The 15,966-nt window shown below is 65.6% G+C and carries 12 protein-coding genes; 7 read left to right on the top strand and 5 right to left on the bottom strand.

Annotation, left to right across the window (positions count from 1 at the left end):
* Window position 1: 1 nt before the first annotated feature.
* Window positions 2-472 (top strand): hypothetical protein, encoded by a 471-nt coding sequence (locus D4Q52_RS14155; protein ID WP_119857214.1) that lies wholly within the window; start codon window positions 2-4, stop codon window positions 470-472.
* 12 nt (window positions 473-484) lie between these two features.
* Here D4Q52_RS14155 and D4Q52_RS14150 read toward each other — a convergent pair whose 3' ends face one another.
* Window positions 485-2,119 (bottom strand): MFS transporter, encoded by a 1,635-nt coding sequence (locus D4Q52_RS14150; RefSeq protein WP_119857213.1) that lies wholly within the window; start codon window positions 2,117-2,119, stop codon window positions 485-487.
* Window positions 2,120-2,364: 245 nt separating this feature from the next.
* Here D4Q52_RS14150 and D4Q52_RS14145 point away from each other — a divergent pair, with 245 nt between their 5' ends.
* The 6 genes from D4Q52_RS14145 (at window position 2,365) to D4Q52_RS14120 (ending at window position 8,009) form a co-directional block, all read left to right on the top strand.
* A complete protein-coding gene (locus tag D4Q52_RS14145; protein ID WP_119857212.1) occupies window positions 2,365-3,015 on the top strand; it encodes a hydrolase in 651 nt (216 codons plus the stop codon).
* 24 nt (window positions 3,016-3,039) lie between these two features.
* Window positions 3,040-3,330 carry a XapX domain-containing protein gene (locus D4Q52_RS14140; RefSeq protein ID WP_119857211.1) on the top strand — a complete coding sequence of 97 codons (291 nt, stop codon included), beginning with the start codon at window positions 3,040-3,042 and terminating at the stop codon, window positions 3,328-3,330.
* Window positions 3,327-5,207 carry an amidohydrolase gene (locus D4Q52_RS14135; RefSeq protein ID WP_119857210.1) on the top strand — a complete coding sequence of 627 codons (1,881 nt, stop codon included), beginning with the start codon at window positions 3,327-3,329 and terminating at the stop codon, window positions 5,205-5,207. The genes D4Q52_RS14140 and D4Q52_RS14135 overlap by 4 nt, the downstream gene beginning before the upstream one ends.
* A gap of 1 nt (window position 5,208) precedes the next feature.
* The gene (locus D4Q52_RS14130; protein ID WP_119857209.1) at window positions 5,209-5,634 is read left to right on the top strand and encodes a DoxX family protein; all 426 of its coding nucleotides are present in this window, start codon (window positions 5,209-5,211) and stop codon (window positions 5,632-5,634) included.
* 19 nt (window positions 5,635-5,653) lie between these two features.
* On the top strand, window positions 5,654-6,562 hold the full coding sequence (locus D4Q52_RS14125; RefSeq protein WP_119857208.1) for a VOC family protein: 909 nt from the start codon (window positions 5,654-5,656) through the stop codon (window positions 6,560-6,562).
* Between the two features lie 67 nt (window positions 6,563-6,629).
* On the top strand, window positions 6,630-8,009 hold the full coding sequence (locus tag D4Q52_RS14120; protein ID WP_425328487.1) for an alginate export family protein: 1,380 nt from the start codon (window positions 6,630-6,632) through the stop codon (window positions 8,007-8,009).
* 196 nt (window positions 8,010-8,205) lie between these two features.
* Here D4Q52_RS14120 and D4Q52_RS14115 read toward each other — a convergent pair whose 3' ends face one another.
* The 4 genes from D4Q52_RS14115 to D4Q52_RS14095 all read right to left on the bottom strand — a co-directional run bounded on the left by D4Q52_RS14115 (window position 8,206) and on the right by D4Q52_RS14095 (window position 15,923).
* The gene (locus D4Q52_RS14115; RefSeq protein WP_119857206.1) at window positions 8,206-9,048 is read right to left on the bottom strand and encodes an alpha/beta fold hydrolase; all 843 of its coding nucleotides are present in this window, start codon (window positions 9,046-9,048) and stop codon (window positions 8,206-8,208) included.
* Between the two features lie 44 nt (window positions 9,049-9,092).
* Complete coding sequence (locus D4Q52_RS14110; protein WP_119857205.1) at window positions 9,093-9,803, bottom strand: alpha/beta fold hydrolase; 711 nt, start codon at window positions 9,801-9,803, stop codon at window positions 9,093-9,095.
* A gap of 109 nt (window positions 9,804-9,912) precedes the next feature.
* The gene (locus tag D4Q52_RS14105; protein ID WP_119857204.1) at window positions 9,913-15,030 is read right to left on the bottom strand and encodes a trifunctional serine/threonine-protein kinase/ATP-binding protein/sensor histidine kinase; all 5,118 of its coding nucleotides are present in this window, start codon (window positions 15,028-15,030) and stop codon (window positions 9,913-9,915) included.
* A gap of 239 nt (window positions 15,031-15,269) precedes the next feature.
* Window positions 15,270-15,923, bottom strand: a complete 654-nt coding sequence (locus tag D4Q52_RS14095) for a response regulator transcription factor (protein ID WP_119857262.1) — start codon at window positions 15,921-15,923, stop codon at window positions 15,270-15,272.
* Window positions 15,924-15,966: the final 43 nt, after the last annotated feature.

Raw genomic sequence — 15,966 nt, 5'->3', positions numbered from 1 at the left:
AATGATCGATTGGCCCGCACTTGCCCGCGCAGTTCACGTCCTGTCGGTCGTTCACTGGATCGGCGGCCTTGCGTTCGTGACCTTCGTGATCCTGCCGAGCCTGCGCGAATTCGAGGCCGAGCGGCGGCTTGCGGTGTTCGATGCGCTGGAGCGGCGCTTCGCCTGGCAGGCGCGGATCTCGGTGTTGCTGGCGGGAATATCCGGCCTCTATTTGTTCGACGTGTTGGGCCACTGGGAGCGCATCGCCGATCCGGGCTTCTGGTGGCTGCACGCCATGATTGCGTTGTGGACGATCTTTGTGGTGATGCTGTTTGTCGCCGAGCCGCTGTTTCTGCACGCCTGGTTCGAAAGCCGGGCGCGCCAAGACCCCGATTGCGCGTTTCGCATCGCGCTGCGCGGCCACCGCGTGCTGAGCGCGCTGGCGCTGATCACCGTCGCCGGTGCCGTGGGCGGAGCCCACGGGCTGTTCTGAGGGCGCCTCCGGTCAGGAACGCGGCTTGGCGTTGCCTGGAAACGATGCCGCGATCAGATGCGTGACCTTGGGCTCGGCCGCGGCGTGAAAGCGCCGTACCGACTCCTGCACGATGCGGTCGGCATTGGTGACGCGTTGATGCTGACGCAGATGTTCGAGCCAGGACGCGACCTGAAATACTTCGAGGAAGCGGCCCTTGTCGGCGACATCCTCGAACACGTCCCAGGCATAGGCGCCGTCGCGCCGGCGCTGGTGGCTGAGCGTGTGTAGCGCGCGCAGGAAGTCGTCGCGCTCCTCCGCCGTGATCCGATACTCGATGGTGATCAGCACCGGGCCCTGATCCGGCTCGGCGTCTATCGCCAGCACCGGGGCCGGCCAGTGCATCGACGGTGCGAGGTCGCGCGTGGCGCCGCCGCGCAGCTTCCAGCGCCATGTCAGCACCACGCCGAGCACCGCGCCGGCCGCCGCCAGAAAATGCGCGATTGGCAGGCCGTAGGACGATGCGACCTGGCCCCACAGCGCGCTGCCGGCGGTCATCGCGCCGAAGAACACGGTGACGAACATGGCGAGGCCGCGGCCGCGCACCCAGTCGGGCAGCGACACCTGCACCGAGACGTTGAGATTGGCCAGCACCGCGATCCACGAGACGCCGGCCAGCATACAGGCGACGAAGCCGGGCTCGACGCGGGTGACACTGCCGAGCAGCACCAGGCTGATCGCGGTGCCGATGGTGCCGGCGGCAACCATCCGGTCCGGGCCGAGACGCTGCTTCAGCGAGGGCAGCAGGAAGGCGCCGAAGATGGCGCCGAGCCCGATCGCGCCGAGCAGGATGCCGTACAGCGCCGGGCCGCCAGCGATCTGTTTGCGCGCTACCAGCGGCAGCAGCGCCCAATAGGCGCTGGCGAAGAAAAAGAACGCCACGGCGCGGACCAGCGTCGCGCGCAGATCCGGATTGTAGCGCGCGTGACGAAAGCCGATCACGATCGCGCTCATCAGCCGCTCGGCCGGCAGATTGGCGGTGCGGGTCGACACCGGACGCCACCACATCAGCGCGCCGATCACCGCGAAATTGCTCAGCGCGTTGATCCAGAACGGCGCCGCCATGCCCATCACACCAATGACCACGCCGCCGAGCGCGGGACCGATGGCGCGGCTGATATTGATGCCGACGCCGTTGCTGGCGACCGCCGACGCGAGCGCCGGTTTCGGCACCAGGTCCGGCACGATCGCCTGCCAGGCCGGTGCGGCGAACGCCGCGCCGGCGCCGAGCAGGAAGGTGAACAGTAGCAGCAGCGTCGGGTTCATCAGCCCGAACCACACCAGCAGCGCGCTGGCGACGGCGAAGACGGTGAGCACGATTTCGATCAGGATCAGGAAGCGCCGCTTGTCGATGATGTCCGACAGCGCGCCGGCCGGGATCGCGAATAGAAACATCGGCAGGCTGGAGGCGACCTGTACCAGCGAGACGGTGAGGGGATCGGCCTCGAGGCTGGTCATCAACCATCCGGACGCGGCGTTGTACATCCAGGTGCCGACATTGGCGACGACGGTCGCAGTCCATACCACGGTGAACGCGGTGTGGCGAAATGCCACCCACGCCGAGCTACTCGCTTCCACGGAGGCGGGGCGTTCGCCGGCATGCTGCATGTCGTCCTCGCTCGGCCAAAGCCGCGGTTTGCGGCCGGGTCAGCCACATTGTCCAGCAGCGTAGCCGCGGCGCCCAGCGCGGACTTGCAGGCTTGTGCTGCGGTTTGAACGTTTGGGTGATCCACGCCCCATCGCGCGTTCGTGCAATCGGTGACGGGTTCGTCCAAGCCCTTGCCGGCGATCTCGCGCAAGCTGGTGCACGAACCTGACGCAGCCGCGTCGCTCATCCCACTCGGAGACCCGCAATGTCGAAACTGGAAATGCTGACGCCCGACAACAGCGCGATCGCGCTGATCGATTATCAGCCGGCGATGTATCAGGGCGTGCAGTCCCATGATCGTCTGGGCGTGTTCAACAACATCCAGATCCTCGCCAAGGCGGCCAAGCTGTTCAAGATCCCGACCGTGATCAGCACGGTGGCGAAGGATTCGTTCTCGGGCCCGTTCATGCCGGAGGTCACCGACCTGTTTCCGAACCACGACATCATCGATCGCACCTCGATGAATTCGTGGCTCGACCCCAATTTCCGCAAGGCGGTGGCCGCGACCGGCCGCAAGAAGTTCGTCATCACCGGCCTGTGGACCGAGGCCTGCGTGATGTTTCCGACGCTCGACATGCTGAAGGAAGGCTACGAGATCTACATCCCGGCCGACGCCTGCGGCGACCTGTCGATCGAAGCGCACAACCGCGCGATGGAGCGGGCGATCCAGGCCGGCGCCGTGCCGATCACCTCGTGCCAATACGCCTTCGAGCTGCAGCAGGACTGGGCGCGGTCGGAAACCTACGACGGCATGATGGACATCCTGCGCGCGCATTCGCCCTACGGCATCCAGGTTCGCTTCTCGAAATGGGCGCTCGGCGAGCACGCCTCCGAAGGCGGCACCAAGGCGGCCTGACGCCCACGACGGCGGGAGCGCGCGATGAAAGTGTACCTGCTGTCCCTCGGCGCCGGCCTGTTGGTCGGCGTCATCTACAGCCTGATCAACGTGCGCTCGCCGGCGCCGCCGCTGGTGGCGCTGGTCGGGCTGCTCGGCATCCTGCTCGGCGAGCAGATCGTCCCGGTCGCCCGCCATCTGATCGATGGCCACAGCCTCGCGGCGGCGTGGCGGCAGGCGAAATGCGCGCCGCACATGTTCGGCATGTTGCCCGGCCGAACTGCGCCGGCGCCCGACCAGGCCGCGCATCCCCATCCACCGGAGACAACTTCATGACCGACGCGCCCGATCTCATCCTGCATCGCGGGCTGTTTACGACGCTCGACCGCTCGAACCCGACCGCCAGCGCGGTGGCGATCAGCGGCGGCCGCTTCGTCGCGGTCGGGCACGATCGCGAGGTGCTGCCGCTGGCCGGGCCGTCGACCAAAGTGATCGACCTCAAGGGCCGGCGGGTACTGCCGGGGCTGATCGACAATCACCTCCACATCATCCGCGGCGGGCTGAACTTCAACATGGAACTGCGCTGGGACGGCGTGCGTTCGCTGGCCGACGCGATGAACATGCTGAAGCGCCAGGTCGCGATCACGCCGCCGCCGCAATGGGTGCGCGTGGTCGGCGGCTTCACCGAGCATCAGTTCGCCGAGAAACGCCTGCCGACGATCGACGAACTCAACGCGGTGGCGCCGGACACGCCGGTGTTCCTGCTGCATCTCTACGACCGCGCGCTGCTCAACGGCGCCGCGCTGCGCGCCGTCGGCTACACCAAGGATACACCCGAGCCGCCCGGCGGCGAGATCATGCGCGACGCCAACGGCAATCCGACCGGGCTGCTACTCGCCAAGCCGAACGCCGCCATCCTCTACGCGACGCTGGCCAAGGGGCCGAAGCTGCCGTTCGACTACCAGGTCAACTCGACCCGGCATTTCATGCGCGAGCTCAACCGGCTCGGCGTTACCGGTGCGATCGACGCCGGCGGAGGCTTCCAGAATTATCCCGACGACTATGCGGTGATCCAGAAGCTCGACGAGGATGGCCAACTGACGATCCGGCTTGCCTACAATCTGTTCACGCAGAAGCCGAAGGGCGAGAAAGACGACTTCCTGAACTGGACCAAGACGTCGAAATACAAGCAGGGCAACGACTACTTCCGCCACAACGGCGCCGGCGAGATGCTGGTGTTCTCGGCGGCCGATTTCGAGGATTTCCGCGTGCCGCGCCCGGACATGCCGCCGGAGATGGAGGGCGAGCTCGAGGAGGTAGTGCGCGTCCTGGTGCAGAACAAATGGCCGTGGCGGCTGCACGCGACCTATGACGAGACCATCTCGCGCGCGCTCGACGTGTTCGAGAAGGTCAATCAGGAGATGCCGCTGGACGGGCTGCACTGGTTCTTCGATCACGCCGAGACGATCTCGGATCAGTCGATCGACCGCATCGCCGCGCTCGGCGGCGGCATCGCCGTGCAGCATCGTATGGCGTATCAGGGCGAGTATTTTGTCGAGCGCTACGGCCTCGGCGCGGCGGAGGCGACGCCGCCGGTGAAGAAGATTCTCGATAAGGGCGTCAAGGTCTCGGCCGGCACCGACGCGACCCGGGTGGCGTCGTACAATCCGTGGGTGTCGCTGTCGTGGCTGGTGACCGGCCGCACCGTCGGCGGCCTGCGCATCACGCCGCAGCGCAACTGCCTCGATCGCGAGACCGCGCTGCGGATGTGGACCGAGAACGTCACCTGGTTCTCCAACGAGGAGGGCAACAAAGGCCGTATCGCTGTCGGACAGCTTGCCGATGTCGTGGTGCCGGACCGCGATTACTTTTCCTGCAGCGAGGCAGAGATCGCCGAAACTACATCGCTTCTGACCATGGTCGGCGGCAAGGTGGTGTACGGCGTCGGTGACTTCGCCAAGTTGGATGACGCGGCGCCGCCGCCGGCGATGCCCGACTGGTCGCCGGTGCGGCGGTTCGGCGGCTACGCGGCCTGGGCGGATGAGCCCCAAGCTGCCGATGTGGTGGCGCGGCAGGCGATCGCGTCCTGCGGCTGCGCCTGCTCCTGCGGCGTTCACGGCCACGATCACGCCACGGCGTGGTCGAGCAAGCTGCCGATAGCCGACCTCAAGAGCTTCTGGGGCGCGCTGGGTTGCGCCTGCTGGGCGGTGTGAGATGAGACCGGCGGGCGAGCCGCGATGGGTGGCGACGATGCTGTCGTCGCCGCTGCTGTGGCACGCCGCTAGGCTGGCATTGGTGTCGGCCTATCTGCTCGGCGGCGTCGTCAAGCTCGCCGATTTCGCCGGCGCCGTTGCCGAGCAGGAGGCGTTCGGGCTGCATCCCGGCTGGCTGTGGGCGACGCTTGCGATCGCCGTCGAGCTCGGCGGCTCGGCGCTGGTGATCGCCGATCGGCTGGTCTGGCTCGGCGCCGGCGCGCTTGGCGTGTTGACCTTCGTGGCGATGCTGACCGCGAATGCGTTCTGGGCAGCGCCGGCTGCCAGCCGCTGGATGCTGACCAACGCCTTCTTCGAGCATCTCGGACTGATCGCCGGCCTCGTATTGGTGGCGATCCTGTCGCCCCGAATGCGCCTGACTTCATGATTGCGATGAGGAGACTTCAATGAGCCGGCTCTCGAAACCGATTTTGCTGCTGGCAATCGCCACAGCGCTGAGTTCGCCGGTGGCGGCAAAGCCAGCCAGGCCGGCCGTCGCCGTCGCGCCGCAATACGACACCACGCATGTCTATGTGGCGCCCGATGACGTCGACAAGTTCGCCGCGAGCTTTCTCGCCACCTTCGGCGGCAAGAGCACCAAGCAGGTCGTCGCGACCGTAACGCCGACCCCGAGCAGCACCACGTCGCAACTGTTGCAGACCCCGGTCGGCACGGTGTCGCTGTTCGGCTTCAAGACGCCGATCCCGTATCCGTTCGGCGCCGAGCGCAACGGCTATCTGGTCAGCGACATCGACGTCGCGGTCAAGCAGGCGCGCGCGGCCGGCGCCTCGGTGCTGGTCTCGACCTTCCCGGATCCGATCGGGCGCGACGTCGTGGTGCAGTGGCCCGGCGGCGTCAACATGCAACTCTACTGGCACACGACCAAACCGAACTACGCGGCGTTCGAAACCGTTCCGGAAAACCGCGTCTATGTGCCGGCTGATCGAGCGGACGCCTTCGTGCGCAGCTTTGTGAGCTTCTCGCACGGCAGGATCGTTTCGGAGACCGACAAGGCGGCGGGCGCCGAGGTCGGCAAGCCGGGCGCGACGATCAAGCGTGTGCGGATCGAATCCGCATTCGGCAAGATGGCGGTGCTCGTTACCGACGGTTATCTGCCGTATCCCTATGGCCACGAGACCACCGGCTACGAAGTCGCCGACCTCGACGCGACGCTGAGCAAAGCCAAGGCGGCCGGCGTGACTGTTCTGGTCGAACCGACTAAGTTCGAGGACCGCACCGCCGCGATCGTGCAGTTTCCCGGCGGCTATGTGGCAGAGATCCATGCGGTGACGGCAAAGCACGCCGCCAACAAGTGACGACACAGCAAATGCTCAACACGAGGCCGCGGTGAGGGGATGGCCCCAGCTCAAGGCTGCGACCGCGTTGCCGCTGCTTGCCGCGCTGGCGGTGGCCGCGCCGGCGCGCGCTGACGACGCGGACGCCGCGCCGGCCAAGCGGCCCGCGATCCAGTCCAATCGCTGGGCCGAGGACTGGTCGGTGCTGGCCGATCCCAAGCTGCGCACCGAGCCGCTCGACGCGCTGAAATACATCCCGCTGTGGGCCAGCGATCCGAAGAGCTACGTCTCGCTCGGCGCGACTTTCCGGCAGCGCTTCGAGACCAATGACGCGGCCGGCTTCGGCACGGCGGGGACGCGCTCGGACAGCTACTTCATCCAGCGTCTGCAGGTCCACGCCGACGTGCATTTCGACGCGAACTGGCGCGCCTTCGTGCAACTCGAGGACGACCGCGCCTTCGACAAGCTGGTCGTTACCTCGGCCGATCAGGATCGCGCCGACCTCCGGCTCGCCTTCCTGGAATACACGCGGACGTTCGCCGATGGCACCTTGAAGGCACGGGTCGGCCGCCAGGACTTTTTGTTCGATCTGCAGCGCTTCGTCTCCTCGCGCGACGGCCCCAACGTGCGGCAATCGTTCGATGCGATCTGGGCGAATTGGGAAACCGGCGTCTGGCGTTTCATCGGCTTCGTCAGCCGGCCGGTGCAATATTTCGACGTGCGGCCGTTCGACGACCGCTCTGACGATCGCTTCCGTTTCAGCACGGTTCGCATCGAGCGCAAGGTGCTCGGCGACAATGAGCTGTCGGGCTACTACTCGCTGTATGAGCGGGCGGACGCCAAATATCTCACCGCCTTCGGCGACGAGCGGCGCCACGTGTTCGACATCCGCTTTGCCGGCAAGGCGCAGCAGATCGACTGGGACCTCGAGGCGATGGGGCAGCTCGGCGAGGTCGGCGCCAGCACCGCGCGGGCCTGGGCGGTCGGCGCCCGCGCCGGCTACACGCTGAACGCGACCTGGCAGCCGCGGCTCGGCATCCAGTTCGACGCGGCATCCGGCGACGACCGGCCGGGCGACGGCGTGCTCGGCACGTTCAATCCGCTGTTCCCGAACGGCTACTACTTCACGCTGGCCGGTTACACCGGCTATGCCAACCTGGTGCACCTCAAGCCGTCGATCACGGTCAGCCCGGCGGCGAGGCTCAAGCTGATGGCCGCGGCCGGCTTGCAGTGGCGAGCGACGACGGCCGATGCGGTCTACGTCCAGCCGAGCAATCCGGTGCCGGGCACGGCCGGCACCGGCAGCACGTGGACCGGCGCCTACGGCCAGCTCCGCGTCGACTACGCGTTCGACGCGCACCTCACCGGCGCGATCGAGGCCGTGCATTTCGAGATCGGCGACACCCTGCGCAACGCCGGCGGCCGCAGCAGCAGCTATCTCGGTGCGCAGCTGCAGTATGGATGGTGACGTCGCGGACGCGCGAATTGCGTGTCCAGACCTCACCACGCGTCATGCCCGGCCTTGTGCCGGGCATGACGCCGTGCTGAAGGAGATGCAGCAAAGGCGTGGATGGCCGGGACGAGCCCGGCCATGACGAAGCGGTGAGCGATGGGCGAAAGAAGGACAAGCCGGAGTGGGCGCTCCTGCTCCGGCGCTGAGTTGCTTATTCTTTGACGAACGCCAGCAGGTCGGCGTTGAGGACGTCGGCGTGGGTGGTCAGCATGCCGTGGGGGTAGCCCGGGTAGGTCTTGAGCTTGCCGTTCTTCAGCAGCTTGACCGAAAGGCGGCCGGCATTGTCGATCGGCACGATCTGATCGTCCTCGCCGTGCAGCACCAGCGTCGGCACGCTGATCGCCTTGAGGTCGTCGGTCTGGTCGGTCTCGGAGAATGCCTTGATGCCGTCGTAGTGCGCGTTCGCCGCGCCCATCATGCCCTGTCGCCACCAGTTGTCGACGACGCCGGGCAGGGTCTTCGCGTCGGGGCGGTTGAAGCCGTAGAACGGGCCGGCCGGCAAATCGACAAAAAACTGCGCGCGGTTATCCGCGAGCGCCTTGCGGAGGCCATCGAACACCTCGATCGGCAGACCGCCAGGGTTGTTAGCGGTCTTGAGCATCAGCGGCGGCACTGCGGAGACCAGCACGGCCTTGGCGACGCGGCCCGCCGGCTCGCCAAACTTCGCGACGTAACGCGCGACCTCGCCACCGCCGGTCGAGTGACCGATATGCACGGCATTCTTCAGATCGAGATGCTCGGCGACCGCGAAGGCATCGGCCGCGTAGTGGTCCATGTCGTGGCCGGTGCCGACCTGCGACGAGCGGCCGTGGCCGCGGCGATCATGGGCGACGACGCGGTTGCCATGGGCCAGGAAGAACAGCATCTGCGCGTCCCAATCGTCGGACGACAGCGGCCAGCCATGATGAAACATGATCGGCTGCGCCGATTTGGGGCCCCAATCCTTGTAGTAGATGTCGACGCCGTCCTTGGTCTTGACATAGCCGCTGGTCATCGGGTGGTCTCCTGAATTGGGTGAACGGATGGGCGGGAGCCGGCCTACTGTGCCGACTTCGCAGCAGTGACGGCCGAGATGATAACATCGGCAACCGCCTGCGGCTGTGACAGAATGGAGAGATGGCTCGCTTTCAGCTCGCTGGTGGTCGCTTTCAGGCGTGACGCCAGCTCCCGCTGCAGGTCGACGCTGACGACACGGTCGTCGACCGAAACGATGTACCAGTTCGGCCGCGTCGCCCAGGCCGCCTCGGTGATCTTGTCGCCGAAGGTCGATTCCGGCAACGGCGGTTGGACCACGGCCAGCACGCGTGCATCCGCTTCCGGCAGATCCTGTGCGACGTCGTTGATCCAGCCCTCGGGGCTGAGCTTCAGCAGGCCAGGGCCGGCCTTGACAATCTGGCCGAGGCCGGGCGGCGGCGGGTGCGAACCGATCAAGTCGCCGACCGACTCGCCGGCCTTCGGCGGCAACGCCGCGACGAACACCAGCGCCTTGACCTTGGGATCGTTGCCGGCCTGCGCGATCACCGCGCCGCCCCAGCTGTGCCCGACCAGCACGATGGGACCTTCGATGGCGTCGAGCACGAGCTTGGTAGCCTCGACGTCGGCGGCGAGCGATGTCGTCGGGTTCTGCACTGCGACGACGGCGATTCCCTGCTGCATCAGATAGGGAACGACGAGCCGCCAGCTCGATCCGTCGGCCCAGGCGCCGTGAACCAGCACGACTGTGGGCAAGGTCGGTGAGGGGGTGGCCATGCGGACTGACTCCTGTTGGGCTTTTCGATCCCACCGTATCTAGGCCGAACGTGTCGCGGCCTCTTGTCTGTTCGCATGGCGCCTTGAAGATTCGCGCTTTCGCGGCCGGTCACGAATGCAGCAGTGGCAGCGAGAAATGAAACGCCGCGCCGCGCGGTTTGACCGAGGTCGCCCACAGCCGGCCGCCATGCGCCTCGACGATCGACTTGCTGATCGACAGCCCCATGCCCATGCCGTGTGGCTTGGTCGTTACCAGAGCATCGAAGAGCTGGTCGATGCGGTCCTCGTCGAAGCCGAGCCCGTTGTCGGTGACGCTGACCACAAGCGTATCATTGGCCGCGATGTCGGTGGCGACGTGCAACATCCGGCGGCCTTCGATGGCGGCGACGGACTCGATCGCATTCATCGTCAGATTGAGCAGAACCTGCTGCAGCTGCACCTTGTTGCCCAGAATCACGCTGGGCTGGTCCGTGAAGTGGGTTTCGAGGTGGACGGCGTGCTGGCGTAGCTCGCTCTGAATGATCGACAGCATCTCCGTCGCGACGCCGTTGACGTCGACCGGAGACATCTTCGGCGGAGACTTGACCGCCAAGCCGCGGATCGTCTGAACAACGTCCGCTGCGCGCCGGCCGTTTTCGATCACACGACGAGCCGCGCTCCTGGCCTCATCGGTCGAGGGTTTCTCGGTGTTGAGCCAGCGCACGCAAACTTCGGCGTTGGTGATGATGGCGGTCAGTGGTTGGTTGATCTCGTGCGCGATCGACACCACCAGCTCGCCGATCGCGGTCAGCCGCGACATGTGCATCAGCTCCGACTGCGACTTCTGCAGTGCTTCGACCAGCGCGTCCTTCTCCTCGAGCAGCGCGTTCTTCAACGACATCGCCGCCTGGGAGGCGAGTAGTTTGAGGATCGACAGCTTCGCCGGAGTGAAGATGCCGGCGGCCAGATTGTTCTCGAGAAAGATGATGCCGACAAGCTTGGTGCGCTTCACCAGTGGCAGACACAGGATCGATCGGCATTGTGCGGCGGCGACGTAGGCGTCGGCCACGAACGGACCTTCGACCCGCGCATCGTCGAGCACGACGGCGTCACCGCTCCCGGCCACGACGTCGATGATCGTCACCGGCAGTTCCAGCGGCGAAACGCCGTCGTTCCGCAGCGCGACGTGAACGCCTTCCTGACCGGTGCGGGCCTCCGCCCGCACCGTCAATTCGTCGCCGTCCGGGATGATCAACAGGCCGCGCTGCGCGCCGGCGTGTTCGATCACCAGCGTCATCAGCCTTTCCATCAGCCGGGACACGCCGGGCTCGTTGGCGACCGCTTCGTAACTTCTGACCACGGTGGCGAGATCGAAACTGTCGGCGAGCTCCGGCGGCACATGCGGCGCGGCCAGCATGCCCAGTCCGAGACCGGGGTGCAATCGTTCGATCTGGTTCACCTTTCCGACGGCTCCCCAGCGGTGATAGCAATTCCGCGCCCCGGCCAGATGTGTCTCGTATGCGGTTTGCAGGCCCTGCTGTTGATACAGGCGCGCGGCAGTCTCGTGCGCGATCGCTTCGACATGGACGAAACGGTGCCGGCGTGCGGAGCTGATCGCCTGTTCGTATTGCTGCAACGCCTCAAACGGCCGATTTTGGAGCCGGGCGATCTCAGCGGCCAGCAACGCCGCGCGGCACTGGTAGTTCTCGTGGCAATGCGCCTCCCAGATCGACATTTGCCGGTGCGCGTCGATCAACCCCTTCATCAATGTCTCGCGCAGCTCGCTCGGCGCCGAGTCGTAATAGGCAGCCTGAACGAGACCGCCGTAGAAATTGTAGACGACCAATTCGTAATGGCCGAATGTCGTCCACAGCATCGGCGTTGCCGCTTCCAGTGCCCGATAGGCGTCGGCATAGCAGCCGGCAAAGAAGCGGGCCTGCATTTTTCGGATCTGAAACCAACAGGCCGCGATGTCGAGGCTGCGATTGGACGCGAGTTGCTGTTCGAAGGCGGCCTCATCAAAGCCGCTATCGTTCAAGGAGCCGATCCCCACGGTCCGCCCCTGCAGCATGCGGACGAGCTGGCGCTGGGTGGTGATGATGTGGACGATCAGACCGAACTGGGCGCGCTGCATCAGTTGCAGGCGAGCGTCGGCCTCGGGCTCGATCTCGTCGAGCGGGTCGCCGGTGTCCAGCCGATTGGTGATCAGCGTGCAGGACGAAAAGCCCTGATAGGTGAGGTCGCCAGTCTCGCTCGCTTCATCGAAGGCGCGGCGCAGATAGGTTTGCGCCTCGGCCAGTGGCCGCGCCCACGGCAGCACGTGCGCGCCATAGGTCAAGTGCACGCGGGCCTCATATTTGTCGAGCCCGTGCGTTTCGACGAGCTGAAGCCCGAGATCGCCGAAGCTGAGGGCGGCGCGATAGTCGCCGAACGTCGGTCCGGCCACCATGCCGAGATAAGCGTAAGCCAGCGCGGAGGCGTCGCTGTTGCCGTGTTGCAGGCTCAAATTCGCCATCCGACACAGGATCAGGCAGACGAGGTTGAGGTCGGTGAAGAAGGCGGGCGCCAGCGACGCCGTCATCACGCCGAGCGCGGCGCAATGTCTGGGATCGTCGGCGTGCGGAAAGTTCAGGAGCGCTCCGAGCGATATGCCGTCGAGCCGCCGCGCCAATCGCCGATATTCGGTGCGCGCGTCGTCCTCGGTCGGCTTGATTGGCCACACGATACCGACCTCGGCCAGATAATCGAGGCAGCTCTGAACGGCATCGCAGCTGCGATCCATCGCGGTGTAGAGCGTGATCTGCAACGCCACCACCGCGGCCTTGTCGACCTCGTTCGCTACATCGGCCCGCAGCTGCATCAGCCGCGCCTCGGCCGCGGGCAGATGACCGGTCAAGAATTCGCATTCTGAGAGTTGATATTCGATCTGGAAGGCGAGGTCGCGGTGGCTCCGCCATTCCGGCGTGGTCAAGCGGGAACGCGCTGCAGTCAGGTAGATCAAGGCGGACTGGTGAGCGACGGCCTTGCGCGCCGCGCGGCCGGCTTCGAAGTTGTATTTCGCCATCGTCAGTCGTTCGGCGAGCGAGGAAACCAGTCCCGCGCCGGAGTTGTAGTGATTGACGATCTGGAACAGGACATCCGACGGCGGCGCAGGGCCGCCGGAGGCTGCGAGGTGGCGGGCGATGAACAGATGCTGAGACGCCAACTCGGCTGCCGGGATCAGACGGTACGCGGCCTCACGGACCCGGTCGTGCACGAAGCGATAATCCGAGCCGGTGCGAAGCAACAGTTCGGAAGACACCAGGTCCTGCAGGCCGGCGTGTACATCGGCCTCGGACAGCTCGCTCAGCCCACTGAGCGTCGCCGCGCTGGCGTACATGCCAAGACACGAGAACACCTTGACGATCTTCAGCGTGATCTTGGGCAACTGGTCCAGCCGCCGGGCCATCAGGTCGACGACGTTGTCGGTGAAGCCTTTGGCCTCGATCAGTTCGACGTCCCAAGTCCATTGATGCTGCGAGGCGTCGAAAGCCAGCAACTGTTCGTGCACCAAAGATGAAAAGAACTGAATGGCGAAGAACGGGTTGCCGCCGGTCTTGTGATGAATCAGAGCGGCCAGCGGCGCAATGCGCTCGAAGGGACTGCGCAGCACATTGGCGACCAGGCTCGTGACGTCGTCGAGCGAGAGCGGTTGCAGCCGAATTTCTTCGAGGTGAAGCGCCGAATTGCGGATCTCGGCGAGCACCTGCGTCAGCGGATGCGATCCGTCGACCTCGTTGTCGCGATAGGCGCAGATCATCAGCAGACAGCCGATGTCGGCTTCGCGGGCGAGCCGAAGCAGAAATTCAGACGTGGCGGTGTCGAACCATTGCAGGTCGTCGAGAAACAGCACGAGCGGGTGATCCGCCTGCGCAACTGCTGCCAGGAAGCGGCTGAGCACCGCTTGAAATCGGCCGCGGCTTTGCTGCGGCGGCAGATCCGAAACCGGCGGCTGAGGTCCGATCAGCAGCTTGAGCTCGGGGACCAGATTGACCACCAATTCGCCATGCGGGCCGAGCGCGTCGCACAGTCTCTCCCGCCACCGCGCCAACTCGGCATCGGTCTGTCCGAGGATCTGCCGCACCAGCGATTGAAACGCCTGGGCCAGCGTCGCGAATGGAATGTCGCGGTTGTACTGATCGAACTTGCCGGAGATGAACCAGCCGTTGGTCGGCGTCAGCGTCCTGCGCAGCTCGTTGACGACGGACGACTTTCCCGCGCCCGAATAGCCGGAGATGAAAACCCACTCGGCCGTCGCGGTCGACGCCACCCGGTGATAGGCCGAGAGCAGCTGATTGATTTCGGAATCGCGGCCGTACAGCTTCTCGCTCATCCGGATCACGCCGCAAGCATCCCGCGCGGTGATCCGGACCCCGGCGGTGCTGCCGTGCGTTTCCCAGGCCTCCAGGCACGAGCGCAGGTCACGCTCCACGCTGGCCGCGGTGGAATAACGATCGTCCGCCGATTTCGACAGCAGCCTAAAGATCAGTTGTTCAATTCCCGCCGTCTCGGGCCGCGTCCAGGGCAGCGGATTGGGCGTGCGGGCGATGTGATAGTGGATCCATTGCGTCGGGCTGGTCGCGAGGAACGGCAGGGCTCCCGAGGCGATCATCTGATACAGGATAATGCCGAGGACGTAGAGATCGCTCCGCGCATCGACCGAGCGGTTAACGCGGCCGGTCTGTTCCGGCGACATATAGATCGGCGAACCGAGCAGGGAGTCGTGACCCCCGAGATCCGGGTGCTCGCGATAAAATCGCGACGCGCCGGCGAGCCCGGTCAGCCGGGCATGGTCGGCATTGTCGATCCAGATGGTGTCCGGGCGCAAATTGCGATGGATTAGTCCGTGGACATGGACGTAGCTGAGAGCGTGCGCGATACCGATCGCGCGGCGCAGAAGGCGGACGACATCGACGGGCTCGTCCAGCAATTCGGATAGCGGCCGCGCACCGAGGTCGTCCGCGAGGAGTGCGGCACGTCCCTGCACGGAGACCAGCTCGCGCGGCCGCACGACCAACTCCGGGTCGAGGTCGCGAGTCGCGGCAAATTCCAGCTCGGCGCTTCGCGCGACTGATGGGCTGTCCGGTTCGGCCATCAGCAGCAGCGCGGCCGGGTTTGCGGAGTCCTGTACGCGATAGACCGAGTAGTCGCCGCTTCTGAACAGGAAGTGCCGTGGCGCCGATCCGTCCGTGCCGAAGGGCGGATGCATCAATCCTCCCCACGAAATGCCGCGAGGGTCCGATCGAGGCCGGTTGCGGGTGTCTGCGTGGGTCGCGGATCGGTCGCGGATCGGGCGCCCCACGCATCGCCGCATGTCCCGACGGGCATCCGGCCGTTCGCGGCGTCATCGATCGCTGCTATGATCTTGCCGATGGTCAAGGCTGCCATCCTCAAGGGGCGATCCAGTACGATCCGACAATCCGGAATCCTGAGGCAGCGCTGGCGGCCTTATAAGTCATACGATGGTTTTACGTCCGTTCCGCCTGCGCCCGGGCCGATCAGTTCGGCCATGCGCACCAGATCCGCCAACGAGCGTGCCTCCATCTTCCTCATCACGCGGCCACGGTGGATCTTGACGGTGATCTCACTGAGGCCGAGGTCGGCGGCGACGTTCTTGTTCATCGCACCAGACGCGACCATTTCGAAGATCTGCTTTTCGCGCGGAGTCAGTGCGCGGTGACGCTGCAGGATTTCGTCACGCCGGCCATCGGCCTCGCGGCGCTTGTGGTCCAGTTCGATCGCCGCAGCGACGGCGTCGAGCATCTCCTGATCCCGAAAGGGCTTGGTCAGGAAATCGACTGCTCCGGCCTTCATGCCGCGCACTGTCATCGGCACGTCCCCATAGCCGGTCATGAAGATGATCGGAATCCGGACGTTGAGGCGGGACAGAATATCCTGAAGGTCGAGCCCGCTGGTGCCCGGCAGGCGCACGTCGAGGACCATGCAGTTGGCGTCGGCGGGCACGCCGCTGGTCAGCAACTGCTGAGCGGAGGCGAACAGCGCAACGCGGATCCCCAAAGACAGGAATAAGCCGGCCAGAGCTTCTCTGATGTCGGCATCGTCATCGACAATGACGACGAGGGGGCCCAGCGCTGAAGACATGAATCCCGCTGCTAATCGAATTTCGCCCGGACTGTAGCGAAAG

This window comes from Rhodopseudomonas palustris, assembly GCF_003591005.1.
Classification (GTDB): domain Bacteria; phylum Pseudomonadota; class Alphaproteobacteria; order Rhizobiales; family Xanthobacteraceae; genus Rhodopseudomonas; species Rhodopseudomonas palustris_K.
The sequence above is the reverse complement of the archived record's forward strand: the minus strand, read 5'-3'. Positions and strand labels throughout refer to the sequence as shown.